The organism is Epilithonimonas sp. (genome assembly GCF_032055105.1).
Classification (GTDB): Bacteria; Bacteroidota; Bacteroidia; order Flavobacteriales; family Weeksellaceae; genus Epilithonimonas.
Genome location: NZ_DAMBRK010000005.1, coordinates 99,251 through 125,609, shown reverse-complemented (window position 1 = coordinate 125,609; position 26,359 = coordinate 99,251). Strand labels below are relative to the sequence as shown.

Annotated in this window: 28 protein-coding genes; 14 read left to right on the top strand and 14 right to left on the bottom strand. The window is 33.7% G+C overall.

All coding sequences use genetic code 11. The features are described 5' to 3' along the window. Nucleotides 1–42 precede the first annotated feature (42 nt). From RTY06_RS06000 to RTY06_RS05955, 10 genes are all read left to right on the top strand, one after another. Nucleotides 43–891, top strand: a complete 849-nt coding sequence (locus tag RTY06_RS06000) for a hypothetical protein (RefSeq protein ID WP_312823536.1) — start codon at nt 43–45, stop codon at nt 889–891. A 101-nt stretch (nt 892–992) separates the two neighbouring features. Next, nucleotides 993–2,012: a 2Fe-2S iron-sulfur cluster-binding protein gene (locus RTY06_RS05995; RefSeq protein WP_312823534.1), complete on the top strand. Its 1,020-nt coding sequence runs from the start codon at nt 993–995 to the stop codon at nt 2,010–2,012. 30 nt (nt 2,013–2,042) lie between these two features. Then, nucleotides 2,043–3,104, top strand: coding sequence for an NADH-quinone oxidoreductase subunit NuoH (gene nuoH, locus RTY06_RS05990; protein WP_312823533.1), 1,062 nt, complete (start codon nt 2,043–2,045; stop codon nt 3,102–3,104). A gap of 77 nt (nt 3,105–3,181) precedes the next feature. Then, nucleotides 3,182–3,736 carry an NADH-quinone oxidoreductase subunit I gene (locus RTY06_RS05985; RefSeq protein ID WP_312823532.1) on the top strand — a complete coding sequence of 185 codons (555 nt, stop codon included), beginning with the start codon at nt 3,182–3,184 and terminating at the stop codon, nt 3,734–3,736. Next, a complete protein-coding gene (locus RTY06_RS05980; protein WP_312823531.1) occupies nt 3,736–4,233 on the top strand; it encodes an NADH-quinone oxidoreductase subunit J in 498 nt (165 codons plus the stop codon). Before RTY06_RS05985 ends, RTY06_RS05980 begins: the two co-directional genes overlap by 1 nt. Before the next feature lie 3 nt (nt 4,234–4,236). Continuing rightward, entirely contained in the window at nt 4,237–4,557 is a 321-nt protein-coding gene (gene nuoK, locus RTY06_RS05975) for an NADH-quinone oxidoreductase subunit NuoK (RefSeq protein WP_312823530.1), read from the top strand. Between the two features lie 8 nt (nt 4,558–4,565). Then, the gene (nuoL, locus tag RTY06_RS05970) at nt 4,566–6,479 is read left to right on the top strand and encodes an NADH-quinone oxidoreductase subunit L (protein ID WP_312823529.1); all 1,914 of its coding nucleotides are present in this window, start codon (nt 4,566–4,568) and stop codon (nt 6,477–6,479) included. Between the two features lie 2 nt (nt 6,480–6,481). Next, the gene (locus RTY06_RS05965) at nt 6,482–7,975 is read left to right on the top strand and encodes an NADH-quinone oxidoreductase subunit M (protein WP_312823528.1); all 1,494 of its coding nucleotides are present in this window, start codon (nt 6,482–6,484) and stop codon (nt 7,973–7,975) included. A 150-nt stretch (nt 7,976–8,125) separates the two neighbouring features. Continuing rightward, complete coding sequence (locus RTY06_RS05960) at nt 8,126–9,508, top strand: NADH-quinone oxidoreductase subunit N (protein WP_312823526.1); 1,383 nt, start codon at nt 8,126–8,128, stop codon at nt 9,506–9,508. A gap of 248 nt (nt 9,509–9,756) precedes the next feature. Continuing rightward, nucleotides 9,757–11,610 carry a CocE/NonD family hydrolase gene (locus RTY06_RS05955; RefSeq protein ID WP_312823525.1) on the top strand — a complete coding sequence of 618 codons (1,854 nt, stop codon included), beginning with the start codon at nt 9,757–9,759 and terminating at the stop codon, nt 11,608–11,610. A 34-nt stretch (nt 11,611–11,644) separates the two neighbouring features. Here RTY06_RS05955 and RTY06_RS05950 read toward each other — a convergent pair whose 3' ends face one another. From RTY06_RS05950 to RTY06_RS05915, 8 genes are all read right to left on the bottom strand, one after another. After that, the gene (locus RTY06_RS05950) at nt 11,645–12,637 is read right to left on the bottom strand and encodes an LLM class flavin-dependent oxidoreductase (protein WP_312823524.1); all 993 of its coding nucleotides are present in this window, start codon (nt 12,635–12,637) and stop codon (nt 11,645–11,647) included. A gap of 99 nt (nt 12,638–12,736) precedes the next feature. Beyond that, complete coding sequence (locus RTY06_RS05945) at nt 12,737–13,291, bottom strand: hypothetical protein (RefSeq protein ID WP_312823523.1); 555 nt, start codon at nt 13,289–13,291, stop codon at nt 12,737–12,739. An 11-nt stretch (nt 13,292–13,302) separates the two neighbouring features. After that, nucleotides 13,303–13,896, bottom strand: coding sequence for a DUF5715 family protein (locus RTY06_RS05940; RefSeq protein WP_312823522.1), 594 nt, complete (start codon nt 13,894–13,896; stop codon nt 13,303–13,305). Between the two features lie 69 nt (nt 13,897–13,965). Further along, nucleotides 13,966–14,949 carry an acyl transferase gene (locus RTY06_RS05935; protein ID WP_312823520.1) on the bottom strand — a complete coding sequence of 328 codons (984 nt, stop codon included), beginning with the start codon at nt 14,947–14,949 and terminating at the stop codon, nt 13,966–13,968. Between the two features lie 15 nt (nt 14,950–14,964). Next, complete coding sequence (locus tag RTY06_RS05930) at nt 14,965–15,729, bottom strand: UDP-2,3-diacylglucosamine diphosphatase (protein ID WP_312823518.1); 765 nt, start codon at nt 15,727–15,729, stop codon at nt 14,965–14,967. Between the two features lie 26 nt (nt 15,730–15,755). Next, complete coding sequence (locus tag RTY06_RS05925) at nt 15,756–15,956, bottom strand: hypothetical protein (protein WP_312823517.1); 201 nt, start codon at nt 15,954–15,956, stop codon at nt 15,756–15,758. Between the two features lie 7 nt (nt 15,957–15,963). After that, complete coding sequence (locus RTY06_RS05920; RefSeq protein WP_312823516.1) at nt 15,964–16,581, bottom strand: DUF3575 domain-containing protein; 618 nt, start codon at nt 16,579–16,581, stop codon at nt 15,964–15,966. Between the two features lie 2 nt (nt 16,582–16,583). Beyond that, nucleotides 16,584–17,753, bottom strand: a complete 1,170-nt coding sequence (locus RTY06_RS05915; RefSeq protein ID WP_312823515.1) for a thioredoxin fold domain-containing protein — start codon at nt 17,751–17,753, stop codon at nt 16,584–16,586. Between the two features lie 146 nt (nt 17,754–17,899). On the opposite strand from RTY06_RS05915, the gene RTY06_RS05910 reads away from it, so the two are divergent. From RTY06_RS05910 to RTY06_RS05900, 3 genes are read left to right on the top strand one after another with little or no spacing between them, the layout of a single operon-like run. After that, nucleotides 17,900–18,616, top strand: a complete 717-nt coding sequence (locus RTY06_RS05910) for a DUF3822 family protein (RefSeq protein WP_312823514.1) — start codon at nt 17,900–17,902, stop codon at nt 18,614–18,616. Nucleotides 18,617–18,650: 34 nt separating this feature from the next. Further along, on the top strand, nt 18,651–19,217 hold the full coding sequence (locus RTY06_RS05905) for an RsmD family RNA methyltransferase (protein WP_312823512.1): 567 nt from the start codon (nt 18,651–18,653) through the stop codon (nt 19,215–19,217). Nucleotides 19,218–19,230: 13 nt separating this feature from the next. Beyond that, nucleotides 19,231–19,677: a glucosaminidase domain-containing protein gene (locus RTY06_RS05900; RefSeq protein WP_312823510.1), complete on the top strand. Its 447-nt coding sequence runs from the start codon at nt 19,231–19,233 to the stop codon at nt 19,675–19,677. A 32-nt stretch (nt 19,678–19,709) separates the two neighbouring features. Here the strand turns inward: RTY06_RS05900 and RTY06_RS05895 are convergent, their stop codons facing one another. Beyond that, nucleotides 19,710–19,997 carry a putative quinol monooxygenase gene (locus tag RTY06_RS05895; RefSeq protein ID WP_312823509.1) on the bottom strand — a complete coding sequence of 96 codons (288 nt, stop codon included), beginning with the start codon at nt 19,995–19,997 and terminating at the stop codon, nt 19,710–19,712. Nucleotides 19,998–20,008: 11 nt separating this feature from the next. Next, nucleotides 20,009–20,629, bottom strand: coding sequence for an NAD(P)H-dependent oxidoreductase (locus RTY06_RS05890; protein WP_312823507.1), 621 nt, complete (start codon nt 20,627–20,629; stop codon nt 20,009–20,011). Between the two features lie 161 nt (nt 20,630–20,790). Between RTY06_RS05890 and RTY06_RS05885 the strand changes: the two genes are divergently transcribed. Continuing rightward, nucleotides 20,791–21,687 (top strand): LysR family transcriptional regulator, encoded by an 897-nt coding sequence (locus tag RTY06_RS05885; RefSeq protein WP_312823506.1) that lies wholly within the window; start codon nt 20,791–20,793, stop codon nt 21,685–21,687. 145 nt (nt 21,688–21,832) lie between these two features. Here RTY06_RS05885 and murI read toward each other — a convergent pair whose 3' ends face one another. The 4 genes from murI to RTY06_RS05865 form a co-directional block, all read right to left on the bottom strand. After that, nucleotides 21,833–22,663: a glutamate racemase gene (gene murI / locus RTY06_RS05880; RefSeq protein ID WP_312419237.1), complete on the bottom strand. Its 831-nt coding sequence runs from the start codon at nt 22,661–22,663 to the stop codon at nt 21,833–21,835. A 142-nt stretch (nt 22,664–22,805) separates the two neighbouring features. Beyond that, a complete protein-coding gene (hemW, locus tag RTY06_RS05875; protein WP_312823505.1) occupies nt 22,806–23,930 on the bottom strand; it encodes a radical SAM family heme chaperone HemW in 1,125 nt (374 codons plus the stop codon). After that, nucleotides 23,927–25,408 carry a rhomboid family intramembrane serine protease gene (locus RTY06_RS05870; RefSeq protein ID WP_312823504.1) on the bottom strand — a complete coding sequence of 494 codons (1,482 nt, stop codon included), beginning with the start codon at nt 25,406–25,408 and terminating at the stop codon, nt 23,927–23,929. Before RTY06_RS05870 ends, hemW begins: the two co-directional genes overlap by 4 nt. Beyond that, the gene (locus tag RTY06_RS05865) at nt 25,408–26,343 is read right to left on the bottom strand and encodes a PorP/SprF family type IX secretion system membrane protein (RefSeq protein ID WP_409450829.1); all 936 of its coding nucleotides are present in this window, start codon (nt 26,341–26,343) and stop codon (nt 25,408–25,410) included. The genes RTY06_RS05870 and RTY06_RS05865 overlap by 1 nt, the downstream gene beginning before the upstream one ends. Between the last annotated feature and the right edge of the window lie 16 nt (nt 26,344–26,359).

The following is a 26,359-nucleotide window of genomic DNA, read 5'->3' as shown; positions in this document are numbered from 1 at the left end:
CTATATAGATTTTTATAGACGTTTTTTCGAGTAGAAAAAATAATGAAGAAGTTCTTTGAATTAGTTTTTGTATTTTTTGTAGGAACAACAATGTTGTTTGGACAAAATCAAGACACAGTTGATAATTCCGGATATAACCAGTCTAAGTTTTCCAAAGGAACAATGTTCGTCTATTGGGGTTGGAACAGAGCCGGATTTAGTAAGTCTGATATCAGATTTAAAGGAAATGGATACGACTTTACATTGAATAATGTAGTAGCTCACGACAGACCTTCGGAATTGAGTATGGCTTACATTGATCCAACCAGACTTTCGATTCCACAATTCAATTTTAGATTGGCTTATTTTATTAAGGATAATCTAGCTCTTGTAATTGCACAAGATCATATGAAATATGTGATGGATCAGAATCAGACTGTAAATATTGATGGGCATATTTCAGACCCAACTTATGCGGGAATGGTTAAAAATGGTCAGGTTAATTTGTTAGATGAACAATTTTTGACATTTGAACATACCGATGGGCTTAATTATATCAATATAGGTCTGGAAAAATACAAAAACGTATTATCCAAAAAAGATTTTAATCTATTTTGGGCTTACGGAGGCGGTATTGGCGCTCTGATGCCTAAAAGTAATGTTAAACTTTTTGGAAATGAAAGAAGTGACAGATACCATTTAGCAGGATTCGGATTGGATGCAAGAACTAGTATTAATGCTGTTTTCTGGAATCATTGGATGGCGAGAGTAGAAGGAAAGTTCGGTTATATTAATATGCCGGATATCAAAACAACTCTTAATAATAAACCTGATAAAGCCAGTCAGGACTTCGTATTCTACCAAATCAATTTTGGAATCGGATACGTATTTAATAGAAAAATAAAAAATTAAGATAGTTTAAAAATATCTTAGAAAATAAATAGAATTGACATAAGATTTGGAACAAAGATTTTCATCTAAAATCTAAAATCTAAAATCTAAAATCTTGAAATATGAGCGAAGAAGTCAAAAAATTTAAAGTAACCATAGACGGACAAACTACCGAAGTTTTGCCTGGTACTTCTATCTTGGAAGCGGCAAGACAAATCGGAGGAAAATCTGTTCCACCTGCAATGTGCTATTACAGCAAATTGGAAACAAGTGGAGGTAGATGTAGAACTTGTCTTGTAGAGGTTTCTAAAGGTTCTGAAGCGGATCCTAGACCAATGCCAAAATTGGTTGCTAGCTGTAGAACCGGTGTTATGGACGGAATGGAAGTGAAAAACTTGACTTCTGAGAAAGCACAAGAAGGTAGAAAAGCGGTTACCGAATTCCTTTTGGTGAACCACCCGTTGGATTGTCCTATCTGTGACCAGGCCGGAGAATGTCATCTTCAGGATCTTGGATATGAGCACGGCGTAGAAAATACCAGAACTGAGTTCGAAAGAAATACTTACGATGCAGACGACATCGGTCCAAACATCAAACTGAATATGAACCGTTGCATCCTTTGCGCAAGATGCGTATTGGCTGCCAATCAGTTGACTGAAAAAAGAGAACACGGAATTCTTTACAGAGGAGATCACGCAGAGATTTCAACAATGTTAAACAAAGCTTTAGACAATGATTTCATCGGAAACGTAATTGATGTTTGTCCGGTTGGAGCTTTGACTGATAGAACAGCGAGATTTGCAAGCAGAGTTTGGTTTACTAAACCTTACAATGCCACTTGTACTTGTACAAAATGTAGTGGAAAAGCGGTTCTTTGGATGAAAGGTGATGAAGTGGTAAGAGTAACGGCAAGAAAAGACCAATACGGAGAAGTTGAAGAGTGGATCTGTGACGAGTGTCGTTTCCACAAAAAAGATACTTCACTTTGGAACATCGAAGGACCAAGACACATCGACAGACATTCTGTAATTTCTCTTAACCATTACGAGAAAAAAACAGATAGCTACAATGTTTTGGAAAATGCGGAAGCAAAAGAAATTGGTTTCATTGATGAAATCGAAATTAAAAAGAACGAAAACTAAATCAATTGGTTTTTTTAAACCTTTTTTATAATGGAATTAATCACTTTTAAAATTATACTTGTTCTTGCCTTGTTTTTGTTGGCTCTTACAATTGCTGCCTATTCTACTTGGGCAGAAAGAAAAGTTGCCGCAGTAATGCAGGACAGAATTGGACCTAGCAAAGCCGGGCCTTTCGGATTGTTGCAACCGTTGGCTGATGGTGGAAAATTTTTCTTTAAAGAAGACTTCACTCCTGCGAATGCAGAACGATTTCTTTTCATCTTAGGACCATCTTTGGTAATGTTCATTTCCTTGATTACCGGAGCTGTGATTCCTTGGGGAAAAACATTGAACATTGGCGGAACATCTTTTGATCTTCAGGTTGCAAACATAGATATTGGTGTTCTTTACATCATCGGTATGGCTTCTATCGGCGTTTACGGAATTATGATTGGAGGTTGGGCTTCGAATAATAAATACTCATTAATTGGAGCCATCCGTGCTTCTTCACAGATGATTTCTTACGAATTGGCGATGGGTTTAGCCTTGCTTTCTATCATTATGATGACCGGAAGTCTGGATCTTAAAGTTATTTCTGAAACTCAGGCTACAGGAAAACTTTGGGGATTGATAGCGTTGGATGGAATGAACTGGAATATCTTCTACCAGCCTTTAGCATTTTTGATTTTTATCATTGCTGCTTTGGCAGAAACCAACCGTCACCCTTTTGACCTACCAGAATGTGAATCTGAATTGGTAACAGGTTATTCTACAGAATACTCTTCTATGAAACTAGGATTGTATATGTTTGGAGAATATGTGAATATGTTTATCTCTAATGCCTTTATGGTAGCACTTTTCTTCGGAGGTTACAACTTCCCTGGAATAGAATGGGTTACTCAGAATTGGGGAGAAAACGCTGCAGGAATCTTAAGCATTGTTGCATTTTTATCAAAAACCATTATTGGAATCTTGATCTTTATGTGGATCAGATGGACACTTCCGAGATTCAGATATGACCAATTGATGCACCTTGGATGGAAAACTTTGATTCCATTAGCATTAGTAAACTTGATGATAACAGGTGCTGTAATTTTAGCATTCGGAAATTAAAACAAATTAATTTTAAATTTAAATTTTGAAATTTGAAATTGTCTCAAACTTCAAATCTCAAATAAAAAAATTAAATAATGAAACTTACTAACAGATCAAAAGTTGTTTCGAACAAGGAAATGACCCTTGCAGAAAAAATCTACCTCCCGGCGATTTTCAAAGGAATGGGGATTACCCTGAAGCACGCTGTCAGAAATATTGTAAAAGGACCACCAATTTATCCTTATCCGGAAGTGGACAAACCCAGAGCAAAAATCTGGAGAGGCCAGCACGTTCTGAAAAGAGATGAGGAAGGAAGAGAAAGATGTACCGCTTGCGGACTTTGTGCTGTTGCCTGTCCTGCAGAAGCGATTACAATGACGGCTGCTGAAAGAATTAAAGAAGAAAAACACCTTTACAGAGAAGAAAAATATGCCGAGATCTATGAGATCAATATGCTAAGATGTATCTTCTGCGGAATGTGTGAAGAAGCTTGTCCTAAATCTGCTATTTATCTTACAGACAGATTGGTAGATGTAGAACAAAACAGAAACTCTTTTGTGTACGGAAAAGATAAGTTAGTTGAAAAAATAAACGAAAGGATTGATATCACATCCAGACAGTCCGAAAAACAAAAAAATGCAGTAAAGTAATGGATCAGATTTTATTTTTCTTTGTAGCATTTTTAGCCATTGCAAGTGCCGTTTATTTTGTCTTTGCAAGAAATCCTCTATATGCTATCCTTTCCCTGATTGTGACGATGTTTTCAATCGCTGGAATGTATATTCTTTTGAATGCTCAGTTTTTGGGTATCGTTCAGATCATTGTATATGCCGGAGCAATTATGGTTCTTTTCCTTTATATATTAATGATGCTTAATCTTAATAAAGAGGATGAAAGTAAAAAAGCGAATCTTCCAAAATTCATTGGAGTTTTCTCAGCTAGCATTCTTTTCATCGGGATGTTGGGAGCTTATAAAGGTCTTAGCGGAAAAACAACCGTAACAAATAACATAGACCAATCTGTGGGATTGACAAAGAATCTTGGAAGATTATTGTTTAACGAATATGTATTACCATTCGAATTGGCTTCTATCCTGATTTTAGCAGGAATTGTAGGAGCAGTTCTAATTGGTAAAAAAGATTTATAGAATATGAATACATTTATACAACAAGTTTCTCTGGAATATTTCATTATTCTAAGTACAATTCTTTTTTGTCTTGGAGTATTAGGAGTTTTGATCCGCAAAAACGCTATTGTGATTTTGGGATGTGTAGAATTGATGCTTAATTCTGTCAATCTTTTATTGGCTGCATTTTCGGCTTACAATGGAGATGGTCACGGTCAGCTTTTGGTTTTCTTCATAATGGTGGTTGCCGCAGCGGAAGTAGCTGTAGGATTAGCAATCATCGCAATGATGTACAGAAATACCAAATCTGTTGATGTAAGTATTTTTAATAAATTAAGAGGATAATAAAAGGAATGGAAAATTTAGTTTACGCGATTGTACTTTTACCTTTAGTTGGATTTCTTATCAATGGACTTTTTGGAAAGAACCTTCCGAAAATAGTTGTTGGAAGTCTGGCAACATTGGTAGTTTTCGCTTCGTTTGTTATCACAACAAGTTTATTTTTAGGATTTGATAAAGAAAGTGCACCTGTTGTTATCAAAGCTTTCGAATGGTTTAGAGTGAACGGGATTCAGGTTAATTTTGGTTTCCAAATTGACCAATTATCATTGATGATGGTAATGATTATTACAGGAATCGGTTCATTGATTCACCTCTACTCTATCGGTTATATGAGCCACGACAAAGGTTTCTATAAGTTTTTCACTTACTTGAATCTTTTCATCTTCTCGATGTTGCTTTTGGTTTTAGGAAGCAATTATCTGATTCTTTTTATTGGTTGGGAAGGTGTAGGACTTTGTTCTTATTTATTAATTGGATTCTGGTACACCAACGAGGAATACGGAAAAGCTGCAAGAAAAGCTTTCATTATGAACCGTATTGGTGACCTTGGTTTGTTGATTGGAATTTTCGCAATCGCAGCCAATGTTAACGCTATCGATTATCTTTCTGTCGCTCAAAATGCTTCAAGCTTTGAATTAGACGGAACAACAATTATATTCATCACAGCAAGTTTATTCATCGGAGCAACTGGTAAATCTGCTCAAGTTCCATTATACACTTGGTTACCTGATGCGATGGCTGGACCAACACCAGTTTCTGCATTGATTCACGCTGCAACGATGGTTACAGCAGGTATTTATTTAGTAGTAAGAAGTAATTTCTTATTCACTTTAGCTCCAACAGTTCAGGACGGGATTTTATTAATCGGATTCTTAACTGCAGCTTTAGCAGGTTTCTACGCACTTCGTCAAAATGATATTAAAAAAGTATTGGCATATTCTACAGTTTCTCAGCTTGGATTTATGTTCATCGCTTTGGGATTAGGTGCTTATACAACAGCAATGTTCCACGTAATGACGCACGCTTTTTTCAAAGCTTTGTTATTCTTAGGAGCAGGTTCTGTCATCCACGCAATGAGCAACGAACAAGATATGCGTTTTATGGGTGGACTTAAAAAGTATATTCCAATTACTCATATTACATTCTTAATCGGAACATTGGCAATCTCTGGTTTTCCTTTACTTTCAGGGATGATTTCTAAGGATGAGATTTTGGTTGCAGCTTACGCTAAAAACCCGATTTACTGGGTAATGTTATTCATATTAGCAGCTATTACAGCAACTTATATGTTTAGATTGTATTATTTAACTTTCCACGGACAATTCAGAGGAACTGAAGAGCAAAAACATCATTTGCACGAGAGCCCTGTGAATATGACTTTGCCACTAATTGTTTTGGCTGTTCTTTCAGTAGTTGGAGGTTTTATTAATCTTCCTCACTTCATCGGACACGGTCATTATGCTAAATTAATGGAATGGTTGAAGCCTGTCTTAACAGAAGAAAGTTTCAAACAAATGGAAAATACGCTTTCCGGAGTTGATTTCAATACAGAGATGATTCTTTTAGGCGCAACGATATTGATGTTCTTCACAGTTTGGTTTTTCGTTAAGAATACTTATGTTAAGAAACAGAAAAAAGCACTTCCGGAAGAGCAATATTCCGGTTGGGAAAAATTGTCTGCTAAGAAATTATTCATCGATGAGATTTATAATGCCTGCATCGTAAGACCAATTGAAGAAGCCGGAAAAGCAGCTGCAATGTTTGATAAAGCTGTTCTTGACCCGATTGTGAATTTCATCGGATTAGGAGCGCAAGACTCCGGACGAGCTGCAAAACGTCTTCAGAACGGAAACGTGGAAAACTATGTGTTGATAATGTCATTAGCCATAGGAATTGTACTGATTGTTAACTTTTTATTGAAATAATAATGTCCTGTTTACTATTAACATTATTACTTTTACCTCTCGTAGGTTCGGGTTTACTATTTTTCTGGAAGAATCCTTCTAGTAAATATATCGCATTGGCTTTTGCTCTTGCAGAGATGTTCATCGCATTCTATATCTTAGGAAATTTCGATTTCCACCCGACTGTAGATGCGCCACTGCAATATGAAATCACTTATCCGTGGTCGAACTACATAAAAAGTAGTATCAATTTCGGAATTGACGGAATGAGTATGCTGATGGTTCTATTGACCAACATCTTAGTTCCATTGATTATCCTTTCTTCTTATAATGAGAGCAAAGGTTATCCTAATTCTTTCTATGCATTGATATTATTGATGCAATTCGGATTGTTAGGTGTTTTCACTTCATTGGACGGATTGTTATTCTACATCTTCTGGGAAGTAACATTGATTCCAATCTGGTTAATCGCCGGAATCTGGGGGCAAGAAGACAAGCGAATCAAATTCACGACAAAATTCTTTGTTTATACATTCGTAGGGTCGTTGTTTATGTTAATCGGTTTGATTTACGTTTACAATCACGCTGCATCGTTTGCTCTGACAGATCTTTACAATGCTGACCTTAATATCAATGAACAAACGGTAATCTTCTGGTTTATTTTCTTTGCTTTCGCAGTGAAATTACCGGTATTTCCTTTCCATACTTGGCAGCCTGATACTTATACTTATTCTCCAACTCAAGGTTCGATGTTGTTATCAGGAATTATGTTGAAAATGGCAGTTTATGGAGTAATGAGATATCTGCTTCCTATCACGCCATTAGCAATCGGAGGAATTTCAGGAGAAATCGTGATTATTCTTTCTGTAATCGGAATCATTTATGGTGCTTTAATCGCTTTGATTTCTACAGATACCAAACGATTGATTGCTTATTCTTCTCTATCTCACGTTGGATTAATTGTAGCAGGTATTTTTGCTTCTGCAGTTGTTACGATGAGAGTTGGTTTAGACTTCGAAGGTGCTCAAGGTGCGATGATTCAAAGTTTTGCTCACGGTATCAATGTAGTTGGATTGTTCTATTGTGCAGATATTCTTTATAAAAGATTTAAAACAAGAGATATTCGTCAAATGGGAGGTTTAGCAAAAGTTGCTCCTAAATTCGCAATCTTGTTTATGATTATCTTGCTTGGTGCAACGGGAGTTCCATTAACCAACGGATTCATCGGAGAATTTATCTTACTGAAATCAGTTTTCACCTATAATATATTAATGGCTGTTTTAGCTGGTTTGACATTGATTCTTGCTGCAGCTTATATGTTGAGATTCTATGGAAAAGCAATGTTCGGTAAAGGCGATGAAGCTGTTTTGGCAACTACAAAAGATATCAGCAGTGTTGAGTTTACAGTTTTGGCAAGTTTAGCCGTTTTTGTAATTGTTTTAGGTGTTTATCCACAACCGGTTATAGAAATGGTGACGAGCTCTGTGAGATTCATTTATGCATCAATGATTAATTAAAAAAGGCTTCGACAGGCTCAGCCTGATAAAAAAATGTGTCACACTGAGCTTGACGAAGTGTTTCAAAATAAATAATCGAATTAAAAATTAGAAAGAGACGATGAAAATTGAGAATATCAAATTTCTAATCTCAAATCTCAAACATATATTATGAGTGTTTTAATAGTTTTATTCCTTACAGCAATTCTGGTATTATTCTCAGGAGTTTTTGAGAAAGGAAAATATGCGAGATATATCGGAATCTTAGGATTAATCGTTGGTCTGGGAATCAGTTTTCTTCCGGAATGTGAGTTTTTCGCTCAGTACAAATCGATGTATGACTACAGCTACAATGCAGCTCTCTTCACAAAAGTATCGATTGTTGTCACTACTTTACTATTCTTTTTGGGAGGATTTGCATTCAGCAATCACAGAAGTCATCAGTCAGAATTGTATGCATTGATGTTATTTGCACTTTGTGGCGGAATCGTATTATTCGGATTCCAAAACTTGGTAACATTATTCATCGGGATAGAAATCTTGTCCATTCCTTTGTATGTAATGGCGGGCGCTAATAAAACCGACCTTCGTTCAACGGAAGCTTCTATGAAATACTTCTTGATGGGAGCATTCGCAACAGGATTTCTTTTGTTTGGAGTAGCTTTGGTTTACGGAAGTGCAGGAAGTTTTGACCTTTATGCGATTCACGATTTTGCTTACAACAATCCAAAGAATTTAATGTTGATTATGGGAGCTATATTGATGTTGTCTGCATTAGCATTCAAAGTATCATTAGCACCTTTCCATATGTGGAGTCCAGATGTTTATCAAGGAGCACCTTCTTTGATTACAGCATTTATGGCTTCGGTTGTTAAGATTTCTGGTTTCTTTGCTTTGTTCAAATTAATGACGATTGCTTTCGGTGGAATTGCCGGAGATTGGATTAATATATTAGGCGTTTTCATTATCCTGACTTTGCTTTTAGCCAACGTAATGGGATTGGTACAAACCAACGCCAAAAGAATGTTGGCCTACTCTTCCGTTTCTCACGCAGGTTACATTTCATTAATATTTTTCGGAATCAATAACTTCTCAACTTATATTTTAGGTTACTATCTTTTCGCATACTCATTAGCAACAGTTGGAGTTTTCATCAGTTTGATTTGGGTTGAGAAAATTAAAAAAGAAACTTCTATTCCAGCCTTCAATGGTCTTGGAAAAAAAGAACCAATCTTAGCCGTAGTTTCTACAATCTCTATGCTTTCAATGGCAGGGATTCCTTTGACAGCAGGTTTCATTGGAAAATTAGGAATCTTCAATCAAGCAATTGGCGGACATTATGAATTCTTAGTTCTGATTGCAGTTCTAGGTTCAGCATTGAGTATCGCTTATTATCTAAGATTAATTATAGCAATGTTCTTCTACAAAGAACACACATTCACAGCAGCAGAAACTTCTACTATTACTTACAAGATTGTTTCTGTAGTGATTATTGTAGCATTGGTTGCAATGGGAATCGTTCCAGATTTGTTTGCTAAACTATTCGGATTGTAACAATTCGACAAAATAAAATATAAACCTGATTCATTTGAGTCAGGTTTTTTTATGAATTATTTGGGCGCCTTAATCCGTCTTCCGCTCCCAATCTTTTCACTTCACTTCGTTGCGTAAAAAGGATTTCCGCTCAAGCCGGGTCGCAGATTCCAGCACAAAACAAACATTCACTATAATAATAAACTTTTATTTAATTTTTCACTGTCAATTCCTTCAAAAAACTTAATTTTATTCAAAATTATTTATCAATGAAGAGATTATTAATGTTTTTCTGTTTTGTAACAGTTAGTTTAGGTTTTGCACAAACCAATTCTGTTGAAGAAAACTACACAAAAAAGGAAGTTTACATCCCGATGCGAGACGGAACTAAATTGTTCACCATCATTTATACTCCAAAAGATATTTCAAAAAGTAATAAGTATCCGTTCATTATGAACAGAACTTGTTACAGCATCGCACCTTACGGAGAAACTAATTTCAGAAAGAAACTAAGCCCCAACAAATTCATTGAAAATGAAAAATACATCTTCGTTTTCCAAGACGTTCGCGGAAGATATATGAGCGAAGGCACTTTCACGAATATGACGCCGCAAGTGGATCACAAAACAAAAAAAGATGTAGACGAAAGCACCGATACTTATGACACAGTTGACTGGTTGGTGAAAAATGTTCAGAACAACAACGGAAAAGTTGGTCAATATGGAACATCTTATCCAGGTTTTTACACAGCTGTAGGAACTTTAGCAAATCACCCTGCTTTAGTTGCTTCTTCTCCACAAGCACCAATTTCAGATTTCTGGTTTGACGATTTTCATCACAACGGGGCTTTCTTAATGGGTTATTTCAAGACTTTCCCTGTTTTTGGTGTTCAAAAAACTAAAGCCGAAAAAGAATCTTGGTTTGCAGATAAAATGATAAAACCAACTTCTGATGACGGATATCTTTTCTATAAAAATATGGGAACATTAAAAGATGGCATTGACAAATATTATAAAGACAACTTCTTTATGCAGGAAGTGGTTGAACATCCCAGCTACGATGATTTCTGGAAAAAAAGAGATTTGATTCCTCATCTTAAAAATATTAATCACGCAGTAATGACTGTCGGTGGGTGGTTTGATGCTGAAGACTTACGCGGTCCTTTAGAAATTTATAAAACGATTGAAAAGACAAGCCCAAAAGCTAAAAATACTATCGTAATGGGACCTTTTTCACACGGTGGTTGGAACAGAGAAGATGGCAAACATTTTCATAATGATATCTATTTCGGAGACAGCATTGCGACGTTTTATCAGAAAAATATTGAGCAGCCTTTCTTCCATCATTATTTGAAAGAAGATTCTAAAACTGCAGCAAAACTTCCTGAAGCTTATATGTTTGACACGGGAAAAAAACAATGGGAACAGTTTGAAACTTGGCCTCCAAAACAAAGTCAGAAAGTGACTTTTTATCTTGAAAATTCAGGAACATTAGCTAAGAATATTATTAACCAAGTAGCCTACTCCGAATATACTTCTGACCCTAACAAACCGGTTTTAAGCAGCGAGAATTATAAAGATCTGAATGGTTTCACGCCGAGAAATTATATGAGCGAAGACCAGCGTTTTGCTAGTTACAGACCAGATGTTCTTACATTTACAACGGATGTATTAGACAATGATTTGACATTAGCTGGAGAAATTTTAGCTAAATTAAAAATCGTTTCTACTTCTACAGATGCAGATTTTGTTGTCAAATTAATTGATATTTATCCTGTAGATGAAAAAGCCAATAAAGATAAACCGGGTGTAGTTTACGCCAATTATCACCAAATGGTGAGAAGCGAAATAATGCCTGCCAGATTCCGTAATAGTTTTGAAAAACCGGAAGCTCTTGTTCCTAATCAGGAAACCAACGTCGATGTCAAATTACAAGATGTTTTACATACTTTCAAAAAAGGACATAAAATCCAGATTCAGGTTCAAAGTACTTGGTTTCCTTTGATGGCAATCAATCCTCAAAAGTTTCTTGAAAACCAATACAAAGCAACAAAAGAAGATTATACAAAAGCGAATATCAAAGTTTTCAACAGCAGTTCAATTGAAGTTGAAGTTCTTAAATAAAACGAAAGCACAAACCTAGGTTTGTGCTTTTTAATTATAATGACTTAATGACTTCCGAAGCGATTTCGTATGATTTCAGTTTCTTATCAAAATCATAGATATTTCCGGAGACAATAATTTCATTTGGTTTGAAATCTTTGACAAACTTTCCTAATTTTTCTTTCAAAGTCTCCTTATCTCCAACAAAAGTTTTACCGGCCATTCTATTAAGATGAACAGCAACTTCATCAGAAATATTAGCCAAATCAGTTTCTTCCGGCGGTAAAAGCGGTTGTCTCTGATCCGTTAAAATATTAACGAAAGCTTGAAAATGAGAAGTTGATAAATAATGGGCTTCATCCACAGAATCTGCACCAATAATATTAATACAAATCATCACATAAGGCTCATCCAAAAACTCAGATGGCTGAAAATGCTCTCTGTATATTTCTAAAGCAACTTCTAATTGAGAAGGTGCAAAGTGCGCTGCAAAAGCATACGGCAATCCCATTTTAGCTGCCAAAAACGCTGAATCTGTAGAACTTCCTAAAATATAGATTGGAACATCTGCGCCTTCTCCAGGAATTGCTCTTACTTTCGCATTAACATTTTCATTAGACATATATTTTTGAAGTTCTCTGATATGGAATTCAAAATTATAGTTAGGATTGAAGTTATTTCCACGCAAAGCCGTAGCCGTCAACATATCAGTTCCGGGCGCTCTTCCCAAACCAAGGTCTATTCTTCCAGGAAATAGCCCGTCCAAAGTTCCAAACTGTTCCGCAACGGATAAAGTTGAATGGTTTGGTAACATAATTCCACCAGAGCCAACTCTCAAAGTTTCGGTCTGTGAAGCAATATGTCCGATTAATATAGAAGTAGAAGCACTCGCAACATTTGGAAAATTATGATGCTCCGAGAACCAATATCTGGTAAAACCTAACTTTTCGGCTAACTGTGCAGATTTTACAGATTTTTGAAATGTTTTATTTATATCATCTCCTTTGACAATAGTTGCCAAATCAAGAATCGAATATTTTAAAGCCATAGATTCAATTTTATTTATGATTCTATTGGCACAAAAAACAAACCATAAAAAATTAAAAAGAAATTTTGTCAGTCAAAAAAATAGAATAAAAATGATTGACTAAATCGATGATTTTTTGCTGTTGATTTCGAAATAATTTTTAAAGATTAACTCTTCTTTCTTTCCCTTCAGTTCAAACTTTTTGATGAGAAGATTACGAGCCATATTTCTCAGAAAATAATCTTTGTCACATAGTTTCCAATAAGAATCCTGATGAATCACTTTTGGCTCGCGAATTTTATAAAAAGTAGTTTCCCAATTATCTTCATCGTGATAAAACTCTATAATGCCACAATGTTTTGGAACATCTTGATGATCAATCATTCCCATTGGCAAAAGAAAACTGAAGGAATTGCAGATATAATCGCCACAACCAATCTTATCGTGCTTTAGAAATTTTTCTCCGGATTTTTGATTGGTATATTTCTTTTTAAAATCGTTTTTGAAATCAGATTTAGACAACTTAATTTCAATCTCGTGACTGAAACCTTCATTATTAATTAACAAAATATCCGCTTCCCAATCTGAATGAAAAAAATTGGTCAAAACAATTTCCTTATCAAAATCACAATTGAGATTAATGAAATTATGAACCAACTCTTCAATTTTTAACATCTATCAAATCTTTAATAATTACGAACCGTGACGTGATAGCAACTTTGTTGTTTTTCTTTGATATAAAAGATTCTGCCTAAGTTTTTATACTCTTCTAGCAATTTCCCCAATTCCTTTTCTAGTTTTGGATTGACTTTCAGTTTATGATCAAAACGAACATACGAAATATCAAAAGCAGCTCCATAATTATGCGAACTGATTCCCAAAGATGCATTAGAATTAACTTTTCTTAATCTGCATTGATCTTCCAAAGTTCGAGTAACCGAAGAAACTACAAAAAAACTCTTGGTATTAGTCGCAAATTGATTCGCCATTCTTTCCAGAGTTGTTCTCGCTTTTTTCACGAGATAAGGACGGCTATACTCTAAAGCTTGCAATCTGTAACCTCTGGATTTTTTCTTGACTTTTACGAATTTTCCTTTGGCTATATATTTATCAACGGTTTTTGTATTTTCAAGAAGATTAACTCCGAAATTTTGCGACGCTAAAAGATGTGGCTTGTATAATTCGGTGGGTTCTACCTTCAGAACCGTTTTCAAATCATAACATTTTTGAGATTTGAAAACAGAAAAGCAAAACAGAAAAAACAAAAATAAAAATTTCATTAAGTAGAATATTAGATAAATTTAATTGGTGTTTTTTCAAATATAATTAAATATAAATAAAATCCAAATTTAAGAAACCAAAAGACTGCAACCGCGAATATCAGAATGGTCAATTCTTCCTAAAACCTGAAAAGCTCCATTTTCTAGTCGACCCAAATCCTGAGTGGCAATAAATGAACAAGAATGCTTATTTGCTAAATCTATTATATTAATGGCGCCTGTTCTTCCGTCTTCAATATAAGAAAATGGATCTTCTGTATTTCTAATTAGGATTCTCATCCAACTCGGACTTTTATAAATATTTTCTCCTAAAGAATAAGCTTGAGAAAGCAATTCTGTCATCGAATATTCTGAATAAATCTTCTCTGTTTTAAAACCTTCTTGGAATAATTTCAGCAATTCATCTTTCGTCATTTCTTCTTTTCTACCTTTCATTCCGCCTGTTTCGATAATAGTTAAAGAATCAGAGAATTGGAGCGTTTGAGAGTTTGAAGTACAGAAATCTAAGAAGTCTAAAAGCGCAAATGAAACTCCGAAAAGAATGACTTTTTTATCCGTCAACGTTTGAAGCAAATCAAATAATTCCTGATGATTGTAAAGGAAATAGCCATTCTCCGGTTTATTAGATTTCTTAATCAAATAATCAATCATATAAATCAAAGAAGAATGTGGATTCTCGGAATAATTGGGAAGCAAACCTAAAAAAATATATTCTTCCGGCTTTCCAATAAACTGTTCAAAACTTTTGTAAATGCTTTCTTCATACAAAGAAAAATCGGCAATATAATGTTTGGAACGATTCATTTGCGTAGTTCCGGAACTTTGAAAATAATTCTCAGCCTGCGAATGTTTATCTAAAACCAAATGATTTTTAAACATCTCAATTGGCAAAAAAGGCAGGTCAGAGATCTGTTTTATTGAAACAGGGTCAATGTTGAGATAATCTACAAACTTTCTGTAAACTTCAACATTTTCATATTGATACATAAAAGTTCCCAAACAAGCCGCCTGGAACTCTTCTTCTGTTTTTATATCAAAAATATTCTGCTTCATTTTCCAACTTAATTTTTATCCTTCGAATTTATTTAATTCGAAATTTCCACCATCATAAACACCATATGTGAAATAGACAATCCAATCGCCAAGATTGACATATTTTGAATAATCATTCAAATCCAAAACCATTGGCAAATGACGATGTCCAAAGACAAAGTAATTGATTTTTTCAGTCTTTAATTTTTCTTTGGAATATTGTATAAGAAATTCCTTGTCCTCGCCTAAAAAAGCTTTGTCTTCGTCTCCCGAAATCAATTTGTTTTTCTGAGACATATAATTTGCAATCCTCATTGCAATATCTGGATGCAACCATCTGAAAGCCCATTGCGCCAGAGGATTGGTAAAGACTTTTTTCATTCTTTTATAACCTTTGTCGCCAGGCCCAAGTCCGTCTCCGTGTGCTAAAAGAAACTTTTTGTCATTAATTTCGTAATATCTTTTTTCAAAGTAAACCGGAATTCCTAATTCTTCCTCGAAATAATTTTTCATCCACAAATCGTGATTCCCTACGAAAAAATAAATCTCAATTCCGGAATCTTTCAGTTCAGCAATTTTTCCTAAAACTCGGATATAACCTTTTGGAACAACATATTTCCACTCGTGCCAAAAATCAAAAAGGTCGCCCATCAAAAAAATGACTTGTGCATCTTTTTTAATAATATCCAACCAACGGATAAACTTCTCTTCCCGAATTCTGCTTTGTTGCATATCAGGAACTCCAAAATGCTGATCGGAGGCAAAATATATTTTTTTATTTGGATCGAGATTAATATTCATAAACTGATATTGAAGTAAATTATGAATTAATCAAAATTGTTACGTTCGTCGTTTGGGTTTCTTTTGCTGTAAATCCATAATCCTATTATCAAGCAGACAGCAGAAACTGAAGCAGTTAAAACAGCTCTGTACATTTTATCAGGAGTATCACTTCCAAGATAATTCATCAAGAAAATAATAACAAACGTTATAACTCCGAAAACAATATATTTTGGATTTTTCATCATACTAATTTTACAATTTATATGAAATCATAACTCCACCTTTGAAAGGAATAATTTCCCCACTTTTATCCCAGTTTTCTACTCTGTCATAACGATTTTCTTGAGTTTCTGGAAGCCCTTCTACATAACCTTTATAAAAACCCTGCTGAGATCCAATTCCTAAAAAAACATCTATGTTCCATCTCTCTCCAATTTGGAATTGATAACCAGTGGTAGCTCCAATCATATAAGAAAATCCTTTTTGGTAAAGCTGATCGTGCCTATAAGGAGTCATTTCACCTTCCTTCGTTACATAAATATCACTTTTCCAATAATTCCATTTTTGGATATTAAAGATACCAAAACCTAAACTGGCCCCAAGATACCAATGTTTAAAAGCCTGATCAAAATAATACCTTCCTTCAATTGTTGCAATTCCAAATTGTGCCTGATGACCCGCAAAAGATTTCCAAGGAGAAACAAATAAATCTGCCTGACCAGTTATATGCTCTTTGAAACTGTGCTCCACTCCAATATTTAAAATTCCTACTGGAAGAAACAACGCGTTAGCTTTGACATAAGTTTCATTTTTTTGTGCAAAACTTAACGTTATAATGCTAATAAAACTTAGCAATAAAAGTTTTTTCATTCTTATTTTTTGTTTAATATTTCATTCATTTTTGTAGCATCTTTGTTTTCTTCTTTTGCGAAGTTGATCGCCATTTCTGCAAACATTTTAGCTTCATCTTTTTTTCCTATTTTAGAATATAATTCGGCTAAAATACTTGCTGAATCATAATTTTCTGAAGACATCACAACCTTCTCTGCCCATCGTGTAGCAGCTTGAAGAGACTTTACATCTTTTGACCTTTCACTGATTGTAATTGCTGCCGCCAATAACTCATTAGCGTTGAATTCCTCAGGATTTTTGTAATATTCTAAAGCCGTTTTTTCGTAGGCAGGAAAATTATCGTGAGCTGAGTAATAGTTCAATTTATAAAGATTCAAACTTTTTATAAGCTCTTCTTTTGAGAATAAACCTTCTCCATCTTTCAGGATTTTTGCATCATCGATTGTTTTTGTCTTTTCATCCGTTGCAGAAGTTACTAACTTCATCAACTTAAGATAACTATCAAACTGTTTATAATTATTCTCTGGAAGAAGTTTTGTAATTCCTTCTTTATTAGCAACAAAAACTTTGTAATTAGCATCATCTACAGATTGAGTAAAATTCAAAAGTGCATTAACTTCTTCACCAGAAAATTCTTTGTCTTTCTTATTCGCAAAATATTTTTCTGAAGCTTGTTTTGCTAAAACTGGGTCTTTGCTTGCATACAGATTAATAAAATTCAACAAACCTGCTTGATCCAATTTCCCTTTTAGAAATTCATCTTTTAAATTTGTATTGACAAGACTTGGTTTGTTATTCTTTTTTCCTAATTCCAGAAATTCCTCAGTTTTGATATAACCTAATTCCTTACCAACGATTTCACCTTCTCCATTTAAAAATAACAAAGTTGGATAACTTCTGATTCCATATTTTGAAGCCAGATTTGGACCTTCACCTTTTTCCATATCAAAATGGGCATTGATGAAGTTTTTGTTGTAATATTCAGCCACATTTTTATCAGTAAAAACATTACGTTCCATCAATTTACATGGTCCACACCAAGCAGCATAAGCATCAAGAAAAACTATTTTTTTTTCAGATTTAGCTTTGGCTAAGATTGTTGCAAAGTCAGAATCTTCAAATTTGATGGACTGTTGAGAGAAACTCAATTGAGAAACTAATACTATTAAGAAAAAAGATATCTTGTTCATCCCTAGAATTAATCAAATTAATTGCGAAGATAACCATTATATAAGAATTGACCGAGAGTGAAATAGTAAAGTTTTAATTTTTTAACTTTGCAAATCTCAGTTTTTCAGATTTTGCTGAAAACTATTAAATATTCAGAACAAAAAATATGAGGAAATTATCCTTACTTTTTACGAAAGATGGTTTGCAATGGCAGATTTCTAAATCCAAAAAGGTCTTAGAAGAAAAAATCTTTTTGAAAGATGAAGAAAGCCCAGAAAATCTAGTTCCTGAAAAACTAAATGAAGTCTTAGCTTCGGAAAAGTTTTCTGAGGTTTCTGTGATATCTTCTATCAATCATTTTTCGATTGTAGAAGATGGTTTTGACCAGCACGATTTAGGTTATGATTTGATTTCGTATAATTCTGATGTTAAAAAAGATGCAGAAGAATTAATGCTTTCTGTCAATAAAAAATTTGGAATTCAGTTTTATTACAGCTTTCCGAAAGATTTTTATCAAAAAATAAAGCAGTTGGAAATCCCAACGCATTTCAATTTTTCAGGTGAAAAGTTTCTGAATTCTTTGAATGTGAAAAACAGAAAAGAAATCCACGTGAATCTTTATCATCAGCAGGCAGAATTTTTTGCGATTGAGAATAAGAAAGTGATTCTTTATAACAATCTGGATGCAGCTTCGGAAGTGGATTTTCTGTATTTTATAATGTTTACATTAAGTAAAATTGACTTCGGAATTTCTGAAACTTATTTTTATATTTATGGAGAAACAACTGAGAATGAAACTTTTATCTCAGAAATGCAGAAATTTGTTCCAAACCTGAAAATCGTTTTTGATAATCTTCACAAAAAGAATTTCGTTTTAAATTAAAATTAAAGATTAAGAAATTAATCACTCAATATCTATGTATAGAATCATCAGCGGAAAATGGAAAGCTAAGAAAATTGCAGCGCCAAAAAATTTCGATGTAAGACCAACAACCGACTTTGCAAAAGAAGCTTTATTTAGCATCATTGATAACAAATATGACCTTGAGTTTTGCTCGGTTTTAGACTTGTTTGCAGGGATTGGCTCGATAACTTTGGAGTTTGCTTCCCGCGATTGTCAGGACATTACGTCTGTTGAACTGAATCCAAAACATGCAGGATTTATCAATTCTACAGCCAATGAATTGGATATGGGATTGCAAGTCAATGTTCAAAGAGCAGATGTTTTTGAATGGCTGCAAAAGAAAAGAAATCACGATAAAAAATACGAAATCATTTTTGCTGATGCACCTTTCGAAACAGAAGAAAAGAAATACAACGAAATGATTGATTTGGTTCTGAATAATGAATTATTAAAACCAAACGGTGTTTTCATTCTGGAACATCAGAGCAGATTAAAATTCGCTCATCCGAATCTGAAAGACACCAGAAAATACGGAAATGTAAGTTTTTCATTCTTCCAAAGCGAACCGATTTCTGAATAAAACAGATTGCAATATGAAGAATTTCCACATCAGATTATTAATGATTTTCGTTCTGTTTTTCAGTTTGAAAATCTCTGCGCAGAATTCTTACGTCAATCAACATAAACCATTTGCAACAGAGCTTTCCCAGGAGTTTGGCATTCCGATTTCGGTAATTCTTTCCATTGCTTATATGGAAACTGGTGGTGGGACAAGCTCGGCTTGCAAAGTGCTGAACAACCATTTTGGAATGACCGGAAAAAACGACATTAACAATTCTAGATTCAAAAGTTTTACCGATTCCAAAGCTTCTTATCGCGCCTTTTGTGAATGGGTTGCGAAAAAGAAATTTTATCAAAATCTAAAAGGTTCTCAAAATCATAACGATTGGTTTGTTGCCATTGCTTCCTCCGGTTATTCTACAAAACCTGCTGAATGGAAGCAAAAACTGAATCTTGTAATGAAGAAAATAGGATTATAAAAAACGCCTCGACTAATCGAGACGTTTCTATTTTAAACTAATTTCGCTAGATAAATTTCTGCCGGTTTTTCCAATAAATCAGGAACTTTTTCAACAAATTCTTGAATGTAAGGTTGTTGATTGTGAGCATCCAAACCTTCTTTGCTTTTCCAAATCTCGTGAAAGATAAAAACCGTTTCGTCATCCAGACTTTGCTGTAATTCATACTTTTCGCAAGCCTCTTCTTTTCTCGTATTCAGAACCATATTGTCAAAAATTGATTTCAAATCCTGAATCGATTCTTTCTTTGATTTTAAAATTGCAGTTAAATAAATTGACATTTTGATTTTATTTAATTAAACACTTTAAATCCCTCAGTTTCCAAAGCTTTTTTTAGATAATTTTTGTATTCAATTTCATAATTATCTATTCTTTCCTGAGTCGCTGCTTTTTCCATATCGTGGAAATGGAAACTTCCCAAATGTGACATTCCCGTAAAAGCATTCATCCTGTGAAAACCGAATAAAACCCCTTCATCTACCGAATGCTGATTGAAGAATTCGCCTTCCAAAGTAAAAGCAGTTTCCGGCGCATTCCAGCTTGTGGTTACGAAATATTTTTTTCCGTGCATCAAACCTCCAGTCCCATAATTGATTGCCGGATTCACTCTGGAACGACCATCGCTTTTATAAAGTCCGTTGTTATGACCAGCCGTAAAAACTTCATCGATATAAAGTTTTAATCTATTAGGAACTTGGAACCACCAAACCGGAAAATGATAAATAACAATATCTGCCCATTTGAAATTTTCAGCTTCTTGAACTGCATCAAATTCATCATTAACATTACTGATTCTAATTTCAAAATCAATACTTTCCAAAACATCTTTTGTCCAGTTGGTAATGGTTTTATTAAAAGCGCCGCCAGAATGTGCAAAAGTTTGTCCTCCGTTGATTACAAATATTTTTTTCATATGTAAAATATCTATTGTTTTTAATTGTCATATGCAATCGCTATTACTTAGCGATTTCATTGAATTTTCTATTTAATAATTTAATGATGCAAATTTCCGACAGAAAAACGAATTATAAAAATAATATAAGTTATATATTTGCATTATAATTATAATGCAAAATGATAAATCTGGAATGGCTTAGAACCTTTAAAAGTGTCTATGAAACTCAATCTTATACCAAAGCGGCGAAGGAATTGTATATTTCTCAGCCTGGCGTGAGTCTTCATATTGGTTCGTTGGAAGCGTATGTCGGCTATTCTTTGTTCGAAAGGATTTCAAAGAAACTAATTCCGACAGAGAAAGCAAAGATTCTTTACAATTTCACTTTGGAACCGCTTCTAAAATTGGAAACTGCCGAACAAACTTTTCATAAAACAACGAAAACCGAACGTCCAACTGTAAGCGTTGGGATGTGTTTTGAAACTTTTCAATTCACTTTGGAACAGCATATTCCGACATTTGATTTTAATGTAATTATTCGTTTTGGAATGTATGAGCAGATGTTTACAGATTTGGACAATGGATTATTGGACTTGATTATTACTCCAAGAAAAACCAATCTTAAAAACCTGAATTTCGAAGCGTTTTCCAAAGAAAAAATCGTTTTGATTAATGGAACCGGAACTGATACCTCCGAATTCAAAAAATTGATTAAAACCAATAAAATCGAAGAAGCCGAAAACTGGTTGAAACAGCAAATCTGGTATAGTACAGCAGCAGATATGGAACATCTAAATAACTTTTGGAAAGCTAATTTTAACCGACATCCGGACTTTAAACCAAATTATATTGTTCCGAATATTAGTTCGATTGTGCGTTGTTTAAGTGGAAATTCGGGTTTTTCAATCGTTCCCGATTTTCTTTGCAAAAAAGAAATTGCAAACGGTGGAATCGCAATTACTTGGGAAGGCAACAACAAAATCGAGAACACTTTACACTTTGGAGAACGATCAAAAAATATGGTTCAAAAAGAGATTAACGAAATTAAAAATATTTTCAGAAATGAGAATTTTTAATTAATGCTTTATATTTTAACCACATAGGCACATAGAAATGTGAATTAAATTATCAATTAAAAAGAGCAAATAGAAAAAAATCTATTTGCTCTTAATTTTTTTATAATAAACAACTATGTGTCTATATGGTTTAATTTAAAACTCTTTAAAGAACTTTCAGTACTAAATCAATTGATTTTCCAAAGAATTTTTTAGAGATTTTTTCGAAATTTTTGGTAATATCTGACAAGAAGAATTCATAGGTTGATTGATGATTTTCTTCATTCAAAAGATGATGTTTATCCAAAATCATTTTCAATTGATTAGCAACGATATTAGGAGAATCGATTACACGAACACGGTTTCCGTAATACTGTTTGATTTCGTCAATCAGAAGCGGATAATGCGTACAACCGAGAATCAAAGTTTCGATATTCTTTAATTTACTATTACTCAAATAATTATAAATAATTGAATGGGTAATCGGATGATTTTTAAAACCTTCTTCAATTGCCGGAACCAAGAGAGGCGTTGCTAACTCATCAACTTTGATGAATTTGTTATGCTTTCGGATTGATTTTTTATAAAGTCCGGAATTAACTGTTGCTTTGGTTGCAATCACACCAACATTATTGTGAATTTCGTAAGACACTTTTTCCGCAACCGGATTAATCACATCAATCACAGGAACCCTATCCGCAACCAATTCCTGAACTTCCTGCAAAGCATTAGCTGTCGCAGAATTGCAGGCAATTACAATCGCTTTGCAGTTTTTCTCCAGAAGAAAATTGGTAATTTTTGTTGAATAACCGACGATTGCTTCACGGGATTTTTCACCGTAAGGAAGATGTTTTGTATCACCAAAATAAATCAAATCTTCATTAGGCAACAATCTTTTGATTTCTTTTGCAACCGTTAATCCCCCAACTCCGGAATCAAAAATTCCGATTGGTTGATTGGCTGAAAGATGTGTGTAGTCGGCTTTTTTCTTTTTCAAAATTTGGAAAAATTACAATACAAATTTAGTGATTTTTTTACCACAAAGACACGAAGTTTTTACACTAAGACCACAATGGAAATCAAGTCTAATATTTTTATGGAACAAAGCTTTGTGGCTTTGTGGTTAATTTTTAGAAAATTTAAACGATAAATAAATCGCTTGCAATTCCATCAGCTAAAAACCAATGTTTTTCTGGAATTTTGAGGTAATTATTTTCGATTATTAGAATTCCGGATTCTAATTTGGATTTGATTTCTTGACTAAGATAATCGATTATTTCTGAAGAAAAATTTTGATTGATTTTATCCAAATCAACGCCCCAAATTGTTCTGAGTCCAATCATCATCATCTCGTTGAATCTGTCTTTTTCAGAAAGGATTTCGGTTTCTATAGGAAGAATATTTTGGTTTAGATTTTTGATGTAAATTGGATTATTAGCAATATTCCAACTTCTTTCTAAACTGCCATTATAAGAATGCGCAGAAGGTCCAATTCCTAAATAGGGTTCAGACTTCCAGTAAGCAGAATTGTGTCTGGAATGAAATCCCGGCTTTCCAAAATTTGAAATCTCGTAATGGTCGAATCCATTATCTTTCAAAAAATCCTTCATATAATAGAATTCCTGATTTTGTTCTGCCTCTTCGGGAGAACTTACTTTTCCATTCTCAATCCATTTTTCCAAAGCTGTTTTGGGTTCAACCGTCAAAGCATAAGATGAAACGTGAGGAACTTGAAGTTCGATTGTTTTATTGAGATTTTCTTTCCAAATTTCGAAATTGGAAGTTGGTGAACCATAAATCAAATCGATGCTGATATTTTCCAATCCAAAATCCTGAGCTCTTTTAATAGAACTCTCAGCTTCGGAAGCATTATGAGCGCGATTCATTAATTTCAAATCTTCATCAAAAAAACTCTGCGTTCCAATAGATAAACGATTGATTTCTGTCTGAGATAATTCTTTGAGAAAATTTTTATTCAAATCATCAGGATTGGATTCCAAAGTGATTTCAATATTATTATCAAAACTGAAATATTTTTGAATTTCATCAATTAAAGATTTGATTTCATCAAAACTCAACACAGATGGCGTTCCTCCACCGAAATAAAGTGATTTTAAGGATTTATTCTCAAGTTCGTTACGTCTGAGCTGTATTTCTTTTTTAATCGCAGATAACATCTCATCTTTCAAACCAAGAGAAGTGGAAAAATGAAAATTACAGTAACTGCATTTCTGTTTGCAAAAAGGAATATGAAGGTAAATCATCTTTTAAAAATGTACAGAACCCAAGTTATGATAGCACCAATAAAAAAACCAGAAATGTGGGCAACATTGTCTGAATTCGTTACAAATCCAAAAACAATATTTATTAGCAAATATCCAGATGTAATCAATATGATTGTTTTATTCTGTTTGAAACCATCTACCAATCCTGCTCCAAATAAGGAACCAATTATTCCAAATATTGCTCCAGATGCTCCCACTCCTATATAATGATTATGAAAAAGCAAAGTCGTAAGAAATGATAATAATCCAGAAATGAAGTAAATCAATGCTAACTTTCGTTCTCCAAAAATTTCTTTAGCAAATAGACCAGCAAAAGCTAATATTATCATATTATAAGCGATATGCTGTAAACTACCGTGCATAAACATTGCTGTTAAGAATCGCCATACTTCTCCATTAGCAACTTTCAAACTACTAAGCGCTCCAAAATTAATTAAATCTTCTGTTCTAGGAGAGAATACATCGACACCAAAACATGCCAAAAGTAAGTAATAAGCAATGTTAAGATTAATAATTATTGGTAAAAAATAGTTTTCTTTTCTGGGAATCAAAAAAGTAATTACTGATAAAAATTCGTCATTTTTCTTTTTATATTTTACTTCTTTATAAGATATAAAAATCAATGAAAAAAGCATAACACACAATCCGATTCCCAATATTTTAAAATACCAATAAAAAATTACACCTGCATCTTTGGAGTTCTTTGAAACATGTTTAATAATGAGAGCGGATTTGTCTTGATTTCCTATTAATTTATCAAAATTTTGTTTCTCATCAGATTCAAAAAGTTTTTCAAAATTATGAACTTTAGAAAAATTTTTATTTGTGAAATAATCAACTGTATTTTTATAAAATGTTTTAAACGCAAATTCTTTTTTTTCTTTTGGTAAACTGTAACTGATCGTTGTATCTCTAATTTCAGAGTACCAAACCTTAGAATTGTTATTATTAGACATAGAATCCGTCAAGATAGGCGCAATGAAAAAAATCTGCATTTTTAGTTTATCTCCATTTTTGCCCACTACTTTTGTTTGTAAATCTCCTTTGGCGAGACTTTCAGCAACATACAATTTTTTGATATTATAAGTAGATATGTTGTGGTCAAATTTAATCTCAGATACATTATTAATCGTAATACTCTTATAAAAATATTTTGTAAAAAACATCTGAGAATTTACAAGGAGAGCTAAGATTAATACCCAGCTTAATAAGATGTAAAAAAAATTATCTTTCGTTTTATCTTTAAATTGAAGAACAATGAATTTTTTTCTTATTAGAATAATTGAAACAATTGAGACTACAAGGGGAATAAAAAATTCCCAACTGATAAGTTTTATATCAATCTCAAATTTATACTCAAAAAAATATCTTAGAATAAAACATATAAAAGTTGAAACAAAAATTGCCAATAATAAAACTGGCAAAATACTTTTAACTTTTTTAAAATAATCCTTCATTATCTATAACGGAAACCTCTGGTATTGATAAAGTTATCGATATTAAATCCTAAAGATAGCATAAAACTGTTACCGAAATTCTCCGTCAATTCCGAAACGCCAAAGTTATAAACGGCACCGAAGGTAACGCCACCAAGCCTACCTTTGATAACAGGTGACAAGCCAAGATTTTGGCTCCCAACAGAGGTTTTTGCACTTCGGAAGCTAATTCCAGCAGAAATGCTATTAGTTTCATCAGCAGCTGTAGCCATCAAGTTATAATCCATTATTCTGGAGGAATTGGTATTAAGATTCATCATAAAAGATGGCGTCAAAAATAACCCCTCTGTAAAGTGCCAGTCGTAACCTAAATTGGCATAAAACTTAGTTGGAGAAGGCTCTATCCCATTAACAATTGGAATATTATTACTAATCGGAATATCTGTAACCGAAATACCTGCAAAGAAATATCGATACTTAACAGCGGCACCTAAATTGGCGTAAGCCATGAAAATATCATTCGTATTTTCGCCTAAAACTTGATCTCCTGATTGCGCTGCATTAATCTTTGTATAATCAATATTCATATTGTAAAGATTGGTACCAACACCAAAAGAGAATTGATCCTGGCGATCTTCCTCATCGGAAAGTGGAACAAAATAAGAAGCTCCCAACATCAATCCATTAGATGAAATAGGACCATTTTGATCTCTGAAAAAAGCAATTCCTGCACCAACTCGGTCAAAAACATTGGCATGTATCCCTATAGATTGTACATTAGGAGATTCGTCCAGTTGAGAGAATTGTTTTTGATAATTTAAGTTCAAAGCAACATCATCTGTTTTCCCTAATAATGCCGGATTGAACAAAAAGTCTCCATCAACAAGATATTGCTGATAAAAAGGCAAAGTTTCCTGAGCTTTGACATTAATAAAAGAAACTGTTACAAACAGCATTAATATTTTATAAAAT

Bases quoted from the DNA above. Each gene is read 5' to 3' on its own strand.
- RTY06_RS05945 (WP_312823523.1), bottom strand. From the start codon at position 13,291: ATGTTAAAAATTGAAGAGTTGGTTCATAATTTCATTAATCTCAATTGT.
- RTY06_RS05905 (WP_312823512.1), top strand. From the start codon at position 18,651: ATGTATAGAATCATCAGCGGAAAATGGAAAGCTAAGAAAATTGCAGCG.
- RTY06_RS05910 (WP_312823514.1), top strand. From the start codon at position 17,900: ATGAGGAAATTATCCTTACTTTTTACGAAAGATGGTTTGCAATGGCAG.
- RTY06_RS05940 (WP_312823522.1), bottom strand. From the start codon at position 13,896: ATGAAATTTTTATTTTTGTTTTTTCTGTTTTGCTTTTCTGTTTTCAAA.
- RTY06_RS05950 (WP_312823524.1), bottom strand. From the start codon at position 12,637: ATGGCTTTAAAATATTCGATTCTTGATTTGGCAACTATTGTCAAAGGA.
- nuoH (WP_312823533.1), top strand. From the start codon at position 2,043: ATGGAATTAATCACTTTTAAAATTATACTTGTTCTTGCCTTGTTTTTG.
- RTY06_RS05890 (WP_312823507.1), bottom strand. From the start codon at position 20,629: ATGAAAAAAATATTTGTAATCAACGGAGGACAAACTTTTGCACATTCT.
- RTY06_RS05930 (WP_312823518.1), bottom strand. From the start codon at position 15,729: ATGAATATTAATCTCGATCCAAATAAAAAAATATATTTTGCCTCCGAT.
- RTY06_RS05960 (WP_312823526.1), top strand. From the start codon at position 8,126: ATGAGTGTTTTAATAGTTTTATTCCTTACAGCAATTCTGGTATTATTC.
- RTY06_RS05895 (WP_312823509.1), bottom strand. From the start codon at position 19,997: ATGTCAATTTATTTAACTGCAATTTTAAAATCAAAGAAAGAATCGATT.
- RTY06_RS05965 (WP_312823528.1), top strand. From the start codon at position 6,482: ATGTCCTGTTTACTATTAACATTATTACTTTTACCTCTCGTAGGTTCG.
- RTY06_RS05925 (WP_312823517.1), bottom strand. From the start codon at position 15,956: ATGATGAAAAATCCAAAATATATTGTTTTCGGAGTTATAACGTTTGTT.
- nuoK (WP_312823530.1), top strand. From the start codon at position 4,237: ATGAATACATTTATACAACAAGTTTCTCTGGAATATTTCATTATTCTA.
- RTY06_RS05955 (WP_312823525.1), top strand. From the start codon at position 9,757: ATGAAGAGATTATTAATGTTTTTCTGTTTTGTAACAGTTAGTTTAGGT.
- RTY06_RS05865 (WP_409450829.1), bottom strand. From the start codon at position 26,343: ATGCTGTTTGTAACAGTTTCTTTTATTAATGTCAAAGCTCAGGAAACT.
- RTY06_RS05920 (WP_312823516.1), bottom strand. From the start codon at position 16,581: ATGAAAAAACTTTTATTGCTAAGTTTTATTAGCATTATAACGTTAAGT.
- nuoL (WP_312823529.1), top strand. From the start codon at position 4,566: ATGGAAAATTTAGTTTACGCGATTGTACTTTTACCTTTAGTTGGATTT.
- hemW (WP_312823505.1), bottom strand. From the start codon at position 23,930: ATGATTTACCTTCATATTCCTTTTTGCAAACAGAAATGCAGTTACTGT.
- RTY06_RS06000 (WP_312823536.1), top strand. From the start codon at position 43: ATGAAGAAGTTCTTTGAATTAGTTTTTGTATTTTTTGTAGGAACAACA.
- RTY06_RS05935 (WP_312823520.1), bottom strand. From the start codon at position 14,949: ATGAAGCAGAATATTTTTGATATAAAAACAGAAGAAGAGTTCCAGGCG.
- RTY06_RS05870 (WP_312823504.1), bottom strand. From the start codon at position 25,408: ATGAAGGATTATTTTAAAAAAGTTAAAAGTATTTTGCCAGTTTTATTA.
- RTY06_RS05985 (WP_312823532.1), top strand. From the start codon at position 3,182: ATGAAACTTACTAACAGATCAAAAGTTGTTTCGAACAAGGAAATGACC.
- RTY06_RS05885 (WP_312823506.1), top strand. From the start codon at position 20,791: ATGATAAATCTGGAATGGCTTAGAACCTTTAAAAGTGTCTATGAAACT.
- RTY06_RS05915 (WP_312823515.1), bottom strand. From the start codon at position 17,753: ATGAACAAGATATCTTTTTTCTTAATAGTATTAGTTTCTCAATTGAGT.
- RTY06_RS05995 (WP_312823534.1), top strand. From the start codon at position 993: ATGAGCGAAGAAGTCAAAAAATTTAAAGTAACCATAGACGGACAAACT.
- RTY06_RS05900 (WP_312823510.1), top strand. From the start codon at position 19,231: ATGAAGAATTTCCACATCAGATTATTAATGATTTTCGTTCTGTTTTTC.
- RTY06_RS05980 (WP_312823531.1), top strand. From the start codon at position 3,736: ATGGATCAGATTTTATTTTTCTTTGTAGCATTTTTAGCCATTGCAAGT.